General features: G+C 58.0%; 13 protein-coding genes. All 13 read left to right on the forward strand.

Features of this window, described 5'->3' with window-relative positions; genetic code table 11:
• The first annotated feature begins 35 nt into the window (after window positions 1-35).
• The 13 genes from wecA to thrP all read left to right on the forward strand — a co-directional run bounded on the left by wecA (window position 36) and on the right by thrP (window position 14407).
• Window positions 36-1139: a UDP-N-acetylglucosamine--undecaprenyl-phosphate N-acetylglucosaminephosphotransferase gene (wecA, locus tag ACQUTI_RS23785; RefSeq protein WP_004886849.1), complete on the forward strand. Its 1104-nt coding sequence runs from the start codon at window positions 36-38 to the stop codon at window positions 1137-1139.
• A 13-nt stretch (window positions 1140-1152) separates the two neighbouring features.
• Complete coding sequence (gene wzzE / locus ACQUTI_RS23790) at window positions 1153-2199, forward strand: ECA polysaccharide chain length modulation protein (RefSeq protein WP_004886846.1); 1047 nt, start codon at window positions 1153-1155, stop codon at window positions 2197-2199.
• 56 nt (window positions 2200-2255) lie between these two features.
• The gene (gene wecB, locus ACQUTI_RS23795) at window positions 2256-3386 is read left to right on the forward strand and encodes a non-hydrolyzing UDP-N-acetylglucosamine 2-epimerase (protein ID WP_072061006.1); all 1131 of its coding nucleotides are present in this window, start codon (window positions 2256-2258) and stop codon (window positions 3384-3386) included.
• Window positions 3383-4645, forward strand: coding sequence for a UDP-N-acetyl-D-mannosamine dehydrogenase (gene wecC, locus ACQUTI_RS23800; protein WP_080848147.1), 1263 nt, complete (start codon window positions 3383-3385; stop codon window positions 4643-4645). Before wecB ends, wecC begins: the two co-directional genes overlap by 4 nt.
• Window positions 4642-5709, forward strand: coding sequence for a dTDP-glucose 4,6-dehydratase (gene rffG, locus ACQUTI_RS23805; RefSeq protein WP_064183899.1), 1068 nt, complete (start codon window positions 4642-4644; stop codon window positions 5707-5709). The genes wecC and rffG overlap by 4 nt, the downstream gene beginning before the upstream one ends.
• 18 nt (window positions 5710-5727) lie before the next feature.
• A complete protein-coding gene (gene rfbA, locus ACQUTI_RS23810) occupies window positions 5728-6609 on the forward strand; it encodes a glucose-1-phosphate thymidylyltransferase RfbA (RefSeq protein ID WP_004886836.1) in 882 nt (293 codons plus the stop codon).
• A complete protein-coding gene (rffC, locus tag ACQUTI_RS23815; RefSeq protein WP_004886833.1) occupies window positions 6587-7261 on the forward strand; it encodes a dTDP-4-amino-4,6-dideoxy-D-galactose acyltransferase in 675 nt (224 codons plus the stop codon). The genes rfbA and rffC overlap by 23 nt, the downstream gene beginning before the upstream one ends.
• A 4-nt stretch (window positions 7262-7265) precedes the next feature.
• A complete protein-coding gene (gene rffA / locus ACQUTI_RS23820) occupies window positions 7266-8396 on the forward strand; it encodes a dTDP-4-amino-4,6-dideoxygalactose transaminase (protein WP_004886831.1) in 1131 nt (376 codons plus the stop codon).
• 1 nt (window position 8397) lies between these two features.
• Window positions 8398-9648: a lipid III flippase WzxE gene (gene wzxE, locus ACQUTI_RS23825; RefSeq protein ID WP_049092834.1), complete on the forward strand. Its 1251-nt coding sequence runs from the start codon at window positions 8398-8400 to the stop codon at window positions 9646-9648.
• Window positions 9645-10721 carry a TDP-N-acetylfucosamine:lipid II N-acetylfucosaminyltransferase gene (locus ACQUTI_RS23830; protein ID WP_004886826.1) on the forward strand — a complete coding sequence of 359 codons (1077 nt, stop codon included), beginning with the start codon at window positions 9645-9647 and terminating at the stop codon, window positions 10719-10721. The genes wzxE and ACQUTI_RS23830 overlap by 4 nt, the downstream gene beginning before the upstream one ends.
• The gene (gene wzyE / locus ACQUTI_RS23835; protein WP_004886822.1) at window positions 10718-12064 is read left to right on the forward strand and encodes an ECA oligosaccharide polymerase; all 1347 of its coding nucleotides are present in this window, start codon (window positions 10718-10720) and stop codon (window positions 12062-12064) included. The genes ACQUTI_RS23830 and wzyE overlap by 4 nt, the downstream gene beginning before the upstream one ends.
• 11 nt (window positions 12065-12075) lie before the next feature.
• A complete protein-coding gene (gene wecG / locus ACQUTI_RS23840) occupies window positions 12076-12816 on the forward strand; it encodes a lipopolysaccharide N-acetylmannosaminouronosyltransferase (RefSeq protein ID WP_004886818.1) in 741 nt (246 codons plus the stop codon).
• A 205-nt stretch (window positions 12817-13021) separates the two neighbouring features.
• Window positions 13022-14407 carry a bifunctional threonine/serine APC transporter ThrP gene (gene thrP, locus ACQUTI_RS23845; protein ID WP_004886813.1) on the forward strand — a complete coding sequence of 462 codons (1386 nt, stop codon included), beginning with the start codon at window positions 13022-13024 and terminating at the stop codon, window positions 14405-14407.
• Window positions 14408-14451 lie beyond the last annotated feature (44 nt).

Consider the following 14451-nt stretch of genomic DNA (forward strand, 5'->3'; position numbering starts at 1 on the left):
CTTCCCGGATTAACTATGCTGAGAGCACATGCGTTGTGAATTTACTCACTGCTATTACTGAATTAATCAGTATTTTCTTATTCACGACCCTCTTTATTTTTGTCGCGCGGAAAGTGGCAAAAAAGATTGGGTTAGTGGATAAACCAAACTATCGCAAACGGCATCAGGGGTTGATTCCGTTGGTCGGTGGTATCTCAGTTTATGCAGGCATCTGTTTTACCTTCGCTATCGCCGATTATTATATTCCTCACGCCTCGCTGTATCTGGCCTGTGCGGGGGTATTGGTGCTGGTTGGTGCGCTGGACGATCGCTTTGACATCAGCGTGAAAATTCGCGCGGTCATTCAGGCCGCGATCGCCGTGATTATGATGATGGCAGGGAATCTGCATCTGAGTAGTCTGGGCTTTATTTTTGGCTCGTGGGAGCTGGTGCTGGGGCCCTTCGGCTTCTTCCTTACTCTGTTTGCCGTCTGGGCCGCCATCAATGCGTTTAATATGGTCGATGGGATTGACGGTCTGCTCGGCGGCCTGTCATCGGTCTCCTTTGCGGCGACCGGGATCATCCTTTGGTTTGATGGCCAGTACAGCCTGGCGATGTGGTGTTTTGCGATGATCGCCGCCATTCTGCCCTATATTCTTCTTAATCTTGGCGCCCTCGGCCGCCGCTATAAAGTTTTTATGGGTGACGCCGGCAGCACCATGATTGGCTTCACCATCATCTGGATCCTGCTGGAAACCACCCAAGGTAAAACGCATCCCATCAGCCCGGTCACTGCGCTGTGGATTATCGCTATCCCGTTGATGGATATGGTGGCGATTATGTATCGCCGCCTGCGTAAAGGCATGAGTCCTTTCTCACCGGACCGGCAGCATATTCATCATTTGATCATGCGCGCCGGGTTTACTTCCCGCCAGGCGTTCGTCCTGATTACCCTGGCCGCTGCCCTGCTGGCGCTGGTTGGCGTCGCGGCGGAATATACCCGCATTGTGCCGGAATGGGTGATGTTAATTCTCTTTTTGGTGGCCTTCTTCCTTTATGGCTACTGTATTAAGCGCGCCTGGAAAGTGGCGCGTCTGGTTAAGCGCATCAGACGCAGAATTCGGCGACACAGCGGCAATAATCCGAAACTAACCAAGTAAAGCTGGGGATGTGATGACTCAACCATTACCGGGAGCACAAGCAGTGAACGTTGAGAACGAGCTGGATATTCGCGGGCTGTTTCGCGCTTTATGGGCAGGAAAAGGCTGGATAGTCGGCGGCGCTGTTCTCTTCGCCGCTATCGTGTTGGTGTACACCTTCTTTGCTCGCCAGGAGTGGAGCGCCACGGCGATCACCGATCGGCCTACTGTCAACATGTTGGGGGGGTACTATTCCCAGCAGCAGTTCTTACGCAATCTGGATATCAAAGCCGACCTGGCCTCGGTGGATCAGCCTTCCGCCATGGATGAAGCGTATAAAGAGTTCATCATGCAGCTGGCCTCCTGGGACACCCGGCGTGATTTCTGGCTGCAAACGGACTACTACAAGCAGCGCCAGTCGGGTAATGCTCGCGCCGATGCGGCGATGCTGGATGATTTGATTAACAATATCCAGTTTATGCCCGGCGATGCGGCCAAGAGCGTCAATGACAGCGTCAAACTGACTGCCGAGACTGGGCAGGATGCCAATAATTTGCTGCGCCAGTATGTGGCTTTCGCCAGCCAGCGGGCGGCCGGCCATCTTAACGACGAACTCAAAGGCGCCTGGGCGGCGCGGACGGTGCAAATGAAGGCGCAGGTGAAGCGCCAGGAGGAGGTGGCCGAGGCTATTTTCAACCGCCGGACCCACAGCGTGGAGCAAGCGCTGAAGGTCGCTCAGCAGCATAACATCTCACGCAGCGAAACGGATGTTCCTGCCGATCAGTTGCCGGATTCAGAGCTATTTTTATTGGGCAGGCCGATGCTGCAGGCCAGACTGGAAAACCTGCAGGCCGTCGGACCGGAATATGACCTCGATTACGACCAGAATCGCGCCATGCTGAGCACGTTGAACGTCGGTCCAACGTTGGACCCGCGTTTTCAGACTTACCGGTATTTGCGAACGCCGGAAGAACCTGTAAAACGCGATAGCCCGCGCCGTGTATTTCTGATGGTGATGTGGGGGATTGTGGGTGCGCTCATCGGCGCAGGCGTGGCGTTATCGCGTCGTCGTGTCCTGTGATTGCGGCCTGTGGTGAAGGGCAGATGACCTTCATCGCCTAATCGAAGAGAATCGATGTGAAAGTACTAACTGTATTTGGCACGAGGCCGGAAGCCATCAAGATGGCTCCTCTGGTCCATGCGCTGGCAAAGGATCCTCATTTTGAGGCGAAAGTATGCGTGACCGCGCAGCATCGGGAGATGCTCGATCAGGTGTTGAAACTATTCTCCATCACCCCGGACTACGATCTCAACATCATGAAGCCGGGGCAGGGGCTCACCGAGATCACCTGCCGTATTCTTGAGGGGCTGAAGCCGGTCCTGGAGTCGTTTAAACCCGACGTGGTGCTGGTGCATGGCGATACCACCACTACGATGGCGGCGAGCCTGGCGGCGTTTTACCAGCGCATACCGGTGGGCCATGTAGAGGCGGGTCTGCGGACCGGCGATTTAAGTTCGCCGTGGCCGGAAGAGGGCAACCGTACGTTGACCGGGCATCTGGCGACGTACCACTTCGCCCCTACGGAAACCTCGCGGCAGAATCTCCTGCGGGAGAACATTGCCGACAGTCGCATCACGGTGACCGGTAATACCGTCATCGATGCTCTGTTCTGGGTGCGCGATCGGGTTCTGGGCGATGAAGCGCTACGGGAGACCTTGCTGCAGCGCTACCCTTTCATTAGCCACGGTAAAAAAATGATTCTGGTTACCGGCCATCGGCGGGAAAGCTTCGGCCGCGGTTTTGAGCAGATCTGCCAGGCGCTGGCGGAGATAGCCCATACCCACCCTGAGGTGCAGATTGTCTATCCGGTTCACCTGAATCCTAATGTCAGCGAACCGGTGAACCGTATTCTCGGCCATATCGACAATGTGATGTTGATTGAACCGCAGGACTACCTGCCGTTCGTCTGGTTGATGGATCGGGCCTGGCTCATCCTGACCGATTCCGGTGGCATTCAGGAAGAGGCGCCTTCCCTGGGGAAACCGGTGCTGGTCATGCGCGATATGACCGAACGTCCGGAAGCGGTGGCCGCCGGCACCGTGTGTCTGGTGGGCACTGACAGCCAGCGCATCGTCGCGGAAGTGACGCGACTGCTGGAGGATGATGCCGCATACCAGGCGATGAGCCGCGCGCATAATCCTTATGGCGATGGCGAAGCATGTCGTCGAATTTTGTCTGCACTTAAAAATAATCAGGTAACGCTATGAGTTTTTCTACCATTTCAGTGATTGGCCTTGGCTATATCGGGCTGCCAACCGCTGCCGCGTTCGCCTCCCGGCAGAAGCGGGTGGTCGGCGTTGATGTCAATCGACATGCCGTGGAGACCATTAACCGTGGAGAGATTCATATCGTGGAGCCGGATCTGGCGAGCGTGGTGAAGACCGCGGTCGAGCAGGGGTATTTAAGCGCCACCACCACCCCGGTGGCAGCGGATGCCTACCTGATTGCCGTGCCGACGCCGTTTAAAGATCGCCACGAGCCGGATATGGTGTTTGTCGAGTCGGCGGCAAAATCCATTGCGCCAACGTTAAAAAAAGGCTCGCTGGTGATCCTCGAGTCCACCTCGCCGGTCGGGTCGACCGAACAGATGGCTGAGTGGCTGGCGGAGATGCGCCCGGATCTTAGCTTCCCCCAGCAGGTGGGTGAAGCGGCGGACGTGAATATCGCCTACTGCCCGGAGCGGGTATTGCCCGGTCAGGTGATGGTCGAGCTGATTAAAAACGACCGCGTTATCGGCGGCATGTCGCCAGTCTGCTCCGCTCGCGCCAGCGAGCTGTATAAAATCTTCCTTGAAGGCGAATGTGTGGTGACCAACTCGCGCACCGCTGAGATGTGCAAGCTGACGGAAAACAGCTTCCGCGACGTCAACATCGCTTTTGCCAACGAGCTGTCGCTGATTTGCGCTGACCAGGGCATTAACGTCTGGGAGCTGATCCGCCTGGCGAACCGTCATCCTCGGGTGAATATCCTGCAGCCGGGTCCGGGCGTCGGCGGCCACTGTATCGCCGTCGACCCGTGGTTTATCGTGGCGCAGAACCCGCAGCAGGCGCGTCTGATCCGCACGGCCCGTGAGGTTAACGACCACAAGCCGGAATGGGTTATCGAACAGGTGAAAGCGCAGGTAGCGGACTGCCTGAATGCCACCAACAAACGGGCCAGCGAACTGACCATTGCCTGTTTTGGCCTCGCCTTTAAGCCGAATATTGACGACCTGCGCGAAAGCCCGGCAATGGAAATTGCCGCGCAGATTGCCCGCTGGCACAGCGGCACGACGCAGGTGGTTGAGCCCAACATTCACGCGCTGCCGAAGAAGCTCGACGGTCTGTGTACGCTGGCGACCCTCGATGCGGCGCTGGCCAGCGCCGATGTGCTGGTGATGCTGGTCGATCACCATGAATTTAAAGCCGTTAGCGGCGATAGCGTCACCCAGGCGTATATCATCGACACCAAAGGAGTGTGGCGGTGAGAACCATTCTGGTCACCGGCGGCGCGGGCTTCATTGGTTCGGCGGTAGTGCGGGAGATTATCCAGCATACCGCCGATCGCGTGGTGGTGGTGGATAAACTGACCTATGCCGGCAATTTAATGTCGCTGGCGCCGGTGGCGCAGGATGCGCGTTTCGCCTTTGAACAGGTGGATATTTGCGACCGCGGCGAGCTTGATCGTATTTTCGTTCAGTATCAACCGGATACAGTGATGCACCTGGCGGCGGAAAGCCATGTCGATCGTTCGATTGACGGCCCGGCGGCGTTTATTGAAACCAATATCGTGGGCACCTATACGCTGCTGGAGGCGGCCCGTAGCTGGTGGAATACGCTGGCTACGACGCAAAAATCGGCGTTTCGCTTCCATCACATCTCCACCGATGAAGTGTATGGCGATCTGCACGGCAGCGATGATTTCTTTACCGAGACCACGCCCTATGCGCCAAGCAGTCCCTATTCGGCCTCGAAAGCCAGCAGCGACCACCTGGTGCGCGCCTGGCTGCGAACCTATGGCCTGCCGACGCTTATTACCAACTGTTCGAACAACTACGGCCCGTATCACTTCCCCGAGAAGCTGATCCCGCTGACGATCCTCAACGCGCTGGCGGGCAAGCCGCTGCCGGTGTATGGCAATGGACAGCAGATCCGCGACTGGCTGTACGTGGAAGATCACGCCAGGGCGCTATATCTGGTGGCGACCCGCGGCGAACCGGGCGAGACTTACAATATCGGCGGTCATAACGAACGTAAAAACATCGAGGTGGTGGAAACCATTTGCGAATTGCTCGAAGCGCTGGCGCCGAATAAGCCGCAGGGCGTGGCGCACTATCGCGACCTGATCGCCTTTGTTGCCGACCGCCCGGGCCACGATCTGCGCTATGCCATTGATGCCTCGAAGATTGCCCGTGAGCTGGGCTGGACGCCGGCTGAGACCTTCACTTCCGGTATGCGTAAGACCGTGGCGTGGTATCTGGCGAACGAGCCATGGTGGCGCCAGGTTCAGGACGGTAGCTATCAGGGCGAGCGTCTTGGGCTGCAAGGCTAATCATCTCTGGGGGGAATGATGAAAGGTATTATTCTGGCGGGGGGGTCCGGAACGCGACTGCATCCTATCACCCGCGGCGTGTCGAAGCAGCTGTTGCCGATCTACGATAAGCCGATGATCTACTACCCGCTGTCGGTATTAATGCTGGCCGGGATCCGTGAGATCCTGATCATCACCACACCGGACGATCTGCGCGATTTCCAGCGCCTGCTCGGCGATGGTTCAGAGTTTGGCATTGCGCTGCACTATGCCGTACAGCCGTCGCCGGATGGTTTAGCCCAAGCGTTTATCATCGGCGAAGCCTTTCTTAACGGTGAACCGGCGTGCCTGGTGTTAGGTGACAACATCTTCTTCGGCCAGAGCTTCAGCCCCAAGCTGCGCAGCGTGGCTGCCCGCACGGAAGGGGCGACGATTTTTGGCTATCAGGTGATGGATCCTGAACGCTTTGGCGTGGTGGAGTTTGATGACAACTTCCGCGCGCTGTCGCTGGAAGAGAAGCCGAAGCAGCCGAAGTCGAACTGGGCGGTCACCGGTCTCTATTTCTACGATGGCAAGGTGGCGGAGTACGCCAAACGGGTCAAGCCATCCGAGCGCGGCGAACTGGAAATCACCTCCATCAACCAGATGTACCTTGAAGATGGCGCATTAACCGTCGAACTGCTTGGACGCGGCTTTGCGTGGCTGGATACCGGCACCCACGATAGCTTGATCGAGGCCAGCATGTTTGTGCAGACCGTCGAGAAGCGTCAGGGCTTTAAAATCGCCTGTCTGGAAGAGATCGGCTGGCGCAACGGCTGGCTGGACGACGACGGCGTCAAACGCGCGGCGAAGCGGCTGGAAAAAACCGGCTACGGCCAATATCTGCTGGATCTGCTCCGTGCCCGTCCGCGCCAGTATTGATCCCCTGGAGTGGGAGAACCGCTTCTTTGCCGTTAACAGCGCCGTCGTTCACTTTGACGAGCGTGCGCCGCTGCTGACGCCTGAGGCGCTGGCGGGGTGGTCGCGGGTGCAGGCGAAGGTAGCCGCCAGCGACACCGTCCGGCTCGACGCGCTGCAGCAACTGGGTTTTCAGCTGGTGGAAGGCGAGGTCGATCTGGCGCTACCGGTGGGCAACCCTGCGGATGCGGGCGCCGACGTCGCCGTGGAGGCGGATATTGCGCCACTGCGCGAGCTGGCGGCGCAGGCCTTTGCCCTGAGCCGCTTTCGTGCGCCCTGGTACGCTGCCGATGCCAGCGGCCGCTTCTATGCCCAGTGGATTGAAAATGCGGTGCGCGGCACCTTCGATCATCAGTGCCTGATTTACCGCCATCCTGAGGGCGATATTCGCGCCTTTGTCTCCCTGCGCCAGCTCAATGCCACCGAGGCGCGTATCGGCCTGCTGGCCGGACGCGGCGCCGGGGCGCAGCTGATGCAGGCGGCGCGGTACTGGGCCGCTTCGCGCGGACTTTCTACACTGCGGGTGGCGACCCAGATGGGCAACACCGCCGCGCTTAAACGTTATATTCTCAGCGGTGCTAATGTGGAAAGCACCGCCTACTGGCTATACAGGTGACCTCATGATCCCATTTAACGCGCCGCCGGTGGTTGGAACCGAGCTTGATTACATGCAGTCTGCGATGAACAGCGGCAAGCTGTGCGGCGACGGCGGCTTTACGCGCCGCTGCCAGCAGTGGATGGAGCAGCGTTTTGGCACGGCAAAGGCCCTGCTAACCCCTTCCTGCACGGCTTCGCTGGAGATGGCCGCGCTGCTGCTGGATATCCAGCCGGGCGACGAAGTGATTATGCCCAGCTATACCTTTGTCTCCACCGCCAATGCTTTTGTGCTGCGCGGGGCGAAAATCGTCTTCGTCGATATCCGTCGCGATACGATGAATATCGATGAAACGTTAATCGAAGCCGCTATCACCGATAAAACCCGGGCGATCGTCCCGGTGCATTATGCCGGCGTAGCTTGCGAGATGGATATCATCATGGCCATCGCCGACAAGTACAACCTGTTCGTGGTGGAAGATGCCGCGCAGGGGGTGATGTCCACCTACAAGGGGCGTGCGCTGGGCACCATCGGCCATATCGGCTGCTTCAGCTTCCATGAAACCAAAAACTACACCGCTGGCGGTGAGGGCGGGGCGACGCTCATCAACGATCGCACGCTGGTGGAGCGCGCGGAGATCATTCGCGAAAAAGGCACCAACCGCAGCCAGTTCTTTCGTGGCCTGGTGGATAAATATACCTGGCGGGACATTGGCTCCAGCTATCTGATGTCCGACCTGCAGGCCGCCTACCTGTGGGCGCAGCTGGAAGCGGCGGAGCGCATCAACCAACAGCGCCTGGCGCTGTGGCAGAACTACTATGACGCCCTGCTGCCGCTGGCCCGCGCGGGACGTATCGAACTGCCGACGATCCCGGCCGACTGCGGGCAAAACGCGCACATGTTCTACATTAAGCTGCGCGATATCGAGGATCGCAGCAGGCTGATCGCCTGGCTGAAAGAGGCGGAGATCCTCGCGGTATTCCATTACATTCCTCTGCACAGCTGTCCGGCAGGCGAACACTTCGGCGAATTCCACGGTGAAGACCGCTACACCACCCAGGAGAGCGAGCGCCTGGTACGCCTGCCGCTGTTTTACAATCTGTCTGTGGTGAACCAGCGGACGGTGATTAACTCGCTGCTGAGCTACTTCTCCTGATATGTCGTTAGCAAAAGCTTCATTGTGGACGGCGGCATCGACGCTGGTCAAAATCGGCGCCGGGCTGTTGGTCGTCAAGCTGCTGGCCGTCTCGTTTGGGCCCGCGGGCGTTGGCCAGGCCGGTAACTTCCGGCAACTGGTCACCGTACTCGGCGTGCTGGCCGGGGCCGGGATATTTAATGGCGTCACGAAGCTGGTGGCGCAGCATCACGACGATCCCCCGCGCCTGAAGCAGGTGGTGGGCACCTCGTCGGCGATGGTGCTTGGCTTTTCCACACTGCTGGCGCTGGTGTTTTTACTGGCCGCGGCGCCGATAAGCCAGGGGCTGTTCGGCCATACTCATTATCAGAATCTGGTACGGCTGGTGGCGCTGGTACAGATGGGGATCGCCTGGGCGAACTTCCTGCTGGCGCTGATGAAAGGCTTTCGCGATGCGGCGGGTAACGCCTTCTCGCTGATTGCCGGGAGCCTGATCGGCGTGGCGGCTTACTATGCTTGCTACGTGTTGGGCGGCTATCAGGGCGCGCTGCTGGGGCTGGCGTTAGTTCCGGCGCTGGTGGTGGTTCCGGCGGGTATTATGCTCTGGCGGCGGGGTAATATCCCGCTGAGCGCCCTGTGTCCGCGCTGGGATAACGGTCTGGCGGGACAGCTATCGAAATTTACCCTGATGGCGCTGATAACCTCAGTGACCCTGCCGGTGGCTTATGTGATGATGCGTAATCTGCTGGCGGCGCATTATGGCTGGGAGGCGGTCGGTATCTGGCAGGGGGTGAGCAGCATCTCTGATGCCTATCTGCAGTTTATTACCGCCTCGTTCAGCGTCTATCTCCTGCCGACGCTGTCGCGGCTGAGCGCCAAAACGGATATCACCCGCGAGATAGTCAAGTCGCTGAAATTCGTCCTGCCGGCAGTGGCGGCGGCGAGCCTGACGGTCTGGCTGCTGCGCGATTTTGCCATCTGGCTGCTGTTTTCCGATCGCTTTACCGCGATGCGTGACCTGTTCGCCTGGCAGCTGGTGGGCGACGTTTTAAAAGTAGGCGCCTACGTCTATGGCTATCTGGTGATCGCCAAAGCGTCGCTGCGTTTTTATATTCTGACGGAAATCAGCCAGTTCACACTGCTGACCGCATTCTCACACTGGCTTATACCGGCGCACGGCGCGGTTGGCGCGGCGCAGGCGTATATGGCCACTTATATTGTTTATTTCGCCCTTTGTAGTGGCGTGTTTTTACTCTGGCGTAAACGGGCATGACAGCACTGATACATGTACTGGGATCAGATATCCCGCATCATAACCAGACCGTACTGCGGTTCTTTAACGACGAACTGGCCGCCGATCCGCAGGCCAGGAGATTTATGATCGTCGGTGATGAGGCCAGCGTGCGTGATGGGTATCCGGCGCTGGACATCACCTGCTATCCGGGGAAGAAGTCGCTGGCGCAGGCGGTGATTGCGCAAGCCAAAGCCAACCGCCAGCAGCGCTTTTTCTTCCACGGCCAGTTCAATACCGGCCTGTGGCTGGCGCTGTTGGGCGGTGGTATCCGCCCGTCGCAGTTTAACTGGCATATCTGGGGGGCGGATCTGTACGAAAACGCCACCAGCCTGAAGTTCCGCCTGTTCTATCCGCTGCGCCGCCTGGCGCAGGGGCGGGTAGGGCGCGTTTTCGCCACCCGCGGCGATCTGAGCTGGTTCGCAAACCGTCATCCGCGCGTCCCGGGCGAACTGCTCTATTTCCCGACCCGTATGGATCCGGCGCTGAATACCCTGGCCGAAAACGCGCCGCGCGGCGACACGCTGACCATTCTGGTGGGTAACTCAGGGGATCGCAGCAATGAACATATTGCCGCGCTGAAGGCTATTTATCAGCAGTTTGGCGATACGGTAAACGTCATCGTGCCGATGGGCTATCCGGCGAATAACGAGGCCTATATCAATGAGGTTCGTGAGGCGGGGGCGGCGCTGTTTAGCGGTGAGCATCTGCAGATCCTCAGCGAGAAACTGGAGTTTCATGATTATCTGGCGCTGCTGCGCCGCTGCGATCTGGGCTATTTCCTGTTCGCGCGTCAGCAGGGGATCGGCACCCTGTGCCTGCTGATTCAGGCGGGCATTCCCTGCGTGCTCAACCGCGAAAACCCGTTCTGGCAGGATATGACCGAGCAGCATGTGCCGGTGCTGTTCACCAGCGATGCGCTGGACGTCAGCGTGGTGCGCGAAGCGCAGCGCCAACTGGCGAGCGTGGATAAGTCGGGTATCGCTTTCTTCCGGCCGAACTATCTGACGGGCTGGCAGCGGGCGCTACGGTTAGCGGCGGAGGGGCAGGCATGACGTTAATGCAATTTAGCGGGCTGCTGGTAGTCTGGCTGCTGTCGACGCTGTTTATCGCTACCGCCACCTGGTTTGAGTTCCGCCGGGTACGCTTCAACTTCAACGTCTTTTTCTCGTTGCTGTTTCTGCTGACTTTCTTCTTCGGTTTCCCGCTGACCAGTATTCTGGTGTTCCGCTTTGACGTCAGCGTGGCGCCGCCGGAGATTTTGCTGCAGACGCTGCTGATCGCGGTGTGCTTCTACGCGATTTACTACGTGACCTATAAAACGCGGCTGCGTCCGGCATCGCGTGAGGTTGCGCATCGGCCGCTGTTCACCATGAACCGGGTAGAAACCCATCTGGCGTGGGGCATTTTGATGGGGCTGGCGCTGCTGTGCGTTGGCATCTTCTTCGCCCACAACGGTTTCCTGCTGTTTAAGCTCAACTCCTACAGCCAGATTTTCTCTGCTGAAGTCTCCGGCGTGGCGTTGAAGCGCTTCTTCTACTTCTTTATTCCGGCGATGCTGGTGGTCTATTTCCTGCGCCAGGATTATAAGGCGTGGATCTTCTTCCTCGTCAGCACGGTGGCCTTTGGTTTGCTGACCTACGCTATCGTCGGCGGGACGCGCGCCAATATCATCATCGCCTTCGCCATCTTCCTGTTTATCGGCATTATTCGCGGTTGGATCAGCCTGTGGATGCTGGCGGCGGCGGGCGTGCTGGGCATCGTCGGCATGTTCTGGCTGGCGCTGAAGCGCTACGGGATGAACGTCAGCGGCGACGAAGCGTTTTATACCTTCCTCTATCTCACACGCGATACCTTCTCGCCGTGGGAGAACCTGGCGCTGCTGCTGCAAAACTACGACAAGATCGATTTTCAGGGTCTGGCGCCGATGATCCGCGATTTCTACGTCTTTATCCCCAGCTGGATGTGGCACGGTCGCCCGACGATGGTGCTCAATACCGCCAACTACTTTACCTGGGAAGTATTAAACAACCATTCGGGGCTGGCGATTTCGCCGACGCTGATTGGCTCGCTGGTGGTGATGGGCGGCGTCTGGTTTGTGCCGCTGGGCGCCGTGGCGGTCGGGTTGATTATTAAATGGTTCGACTGGCTGTATGAGCTGGGCAACCGGGAGAGCAATCGCTATAAAGCGGCTATCCTGCACAGTTTCTGTTTCGGCGCTATCTTCAACATGATAGTGCTGGCGCGCGAGGGCCTGGATTCGTTCGGCTCCCGCGTGGTGTTTTTCCTCGTGATCTTTGGTATCTGCTTGCTGGCGGCGAAACTGCTGTACTGGTTCCTGGATAGCGTGGGACTGATTCATAAGCGCGTAAAACCGCTTTCGCAACCGCAAGTCTGAGAAGGATGGACATGACTGGGACCATTTCCGCGCCGTTGTACCTGTTAAGAGGGCTGCAGCTCATAGGCTGGCGCGATATGCAGCACGCTCTGGATTATTTGTATGCCGACGGCGTTCTCCGCGAGGGGACGCTGGTGGCGATTAATGCCGAGAAAATGCTGGCCGTAGAGGATAACCCGGAGGTGCGGGCGCTGATTGAGGCGGCGGAGTTTAAATATGCGGATGGCATCAGCGTGGTGCGTTCGCTGCGTAAAAAATATCCGCAAGCCCAGGTGTCCCGCGTGGCAGGGGCCGATCTCTGGGAAGCGTTAATGCAGCGCGCCGGCGCTGAAGGCACACCGGTGTTTTTGGTCGGCGGTAAACCTGAAGTCCTGGCGCAGACGGCGTCCAGCCTGCGCCAGCGCTGGCAGGTGAATATCGTCGGCACCCAGGACGGCTATTTTGCTCCTGAGCAGCGCCAGGCATTATTCGAACGCATTCGCGACAGCGGGGCGAAAATCGTCACCGTCGCCATGGGGTCCCCGCGTCAGGAGATCTTTATGCGCGACTGTCGGCGTCTGTACCCGCACGCGCTGTATATGGGCGTCGGCGGCACTTACGATGTTTTCACCGGGCACGTGCATCGGGCGCCGAAGTTCTGGCAGGATCTGGGGCTGGAATGGTTCTATCGTCTGCTTTTACAGCCGAGCCGCATCAAGAGACAGTTCCGCCTACTGCGCTATTTACGTTGGCATTATTCCGGTAAGCTCTGATATTCCACTGCAACCAGGCGAGTTTGCATACATATTCTGTGTAATCTCTTCACTCGCCTGATACTTTATTTGCCATTTCCGCAAAATTAATTAACCATTCGCAGGCTTTATACGCGCGGGGGAGACCTGCGCGTCGGCAAGGCTATGAGTTCAGTTAATAACAATAACCGGGAGTACCCGGAATACGGCAAACACAAGAGGATATATGACTGAGAAAAAAGCGGAGCTCCAGCGTGGACTGGAGGCCCGGCATATTGAACTGATCGCCCTTGGTGGGACGATTGGCGTGGGGTTGTTTATGGGGGCGGCCAGTACGCTGAAGTGGGCTGGACCTTCCGTGCTGCTGGCGTACATTATTGCTGGCCTGTTCGTCTTTTTCATTATGCGCTCAATGGGCGAAATGCTGTTTCTTGAGCCCGTCACCGGCTCTTTCGCGGTGTATGCGCATCGCTATATGAGCCCCTTCTTCGGCTACCTGACCGCGTGGTCGTACTGGTTTATGTGGATGGCGGTGGGCATCTCGGAGATTACCGCCATCGGCGTCTATGTGCAGTTCTGGTTCCCGGAGATGGCGCAGTGGATCCCGGCATTAATTGCCGTGGGGCTGGTGGCGCTGGCAAACCTCGCGGCGGTCCGGCTGTACGGTGAAATCGAGTTCTGGTTCGCCATGATTAAAGTGACCACCATTATTGTGATGATCGTCGTGGGCCTGGGCGTCATTTTCTTCGGCTTTGGCAACGGCGGCCACTCCATCGGTTTTGGCAACCTGACCGAACATGGCGGTTTCTTTGCCGGCGGCTGGAAGGGCTTCCTGACGGCGCTGTGTATCGTGGTCGCGTCATATCAGGGCGTGGAGCTCATCGGCATTACCGCAGGTGAAGCGAAAAATCCGCAGGTTACGTTACGCAGCGCGGTGGGCAAAGTGCTGTGGCGGATCCTGATTTTCTACGTCGGCGCGATTTTCGTTATCGTCACCATTTTCCCATGGGATCAAATCGGCTCCAACGGCAGCCCGTTCGTACTGACGTTTGCCAAAATCGGTATTACCGCCGCGGCGGGGATTATCAACTTCGTGGTGCTGACGGCGGCGCTTTCCGGCTGCAACAGCGGGATGTACAGCTGCGGACGTATGCTGTACGCCCTGGCGAAGAACCGTCAGCTGCCGGCGGCGATCGGTAAGGTATCGCGCAACGGCGTTCCTGCCGTCGGCGTAGCGCTGTCGATTCTGATCCTGCTGGTAGGCTCCTGCCTGAATTACATCATTCCTAATCCCCAGCGGGTATTTGTCTATGTCTATAGCGCCAGCGTCCTGCCGGGGATGGTGCCGTGGTTTGTGATCCTGATTAGTCAGCTGCGTTTCCGTCGCGTACATCAGGCAGCGATAGCCAGCCATCCGTTCCGTTCGCTGCTGTTTCCGTGGGCCAACTATTTCACCATGGCTTTCCTGATCTGCGTGCTGGTCGGGATGGGGCTGAATGATGAAACCCGGATGTCGCTCTTTGTCGGTATTATTTTCCTTGCTGCCGTTACCCTGATTTATAAGGTGTTTGGCCTCGGAAGACAGGGACAAATCAATAATCCGGCTGAATAAGCGTCAAAACGAACAAAGCATGAGCAAACGATAATTTTCTTTAA

This window comes from Klebsiella sp. 7-CIP_Kleb. (assembly GCF_050378655.1).
In the GTDB taxonomy this organism is placed as follows: Bacteria; Pseudomonadota; Gammaproteobacteria; order Enterobacterales; family Enterobacteriaceae; genus Klebsiella; species Klebsiella quasipneumoniae.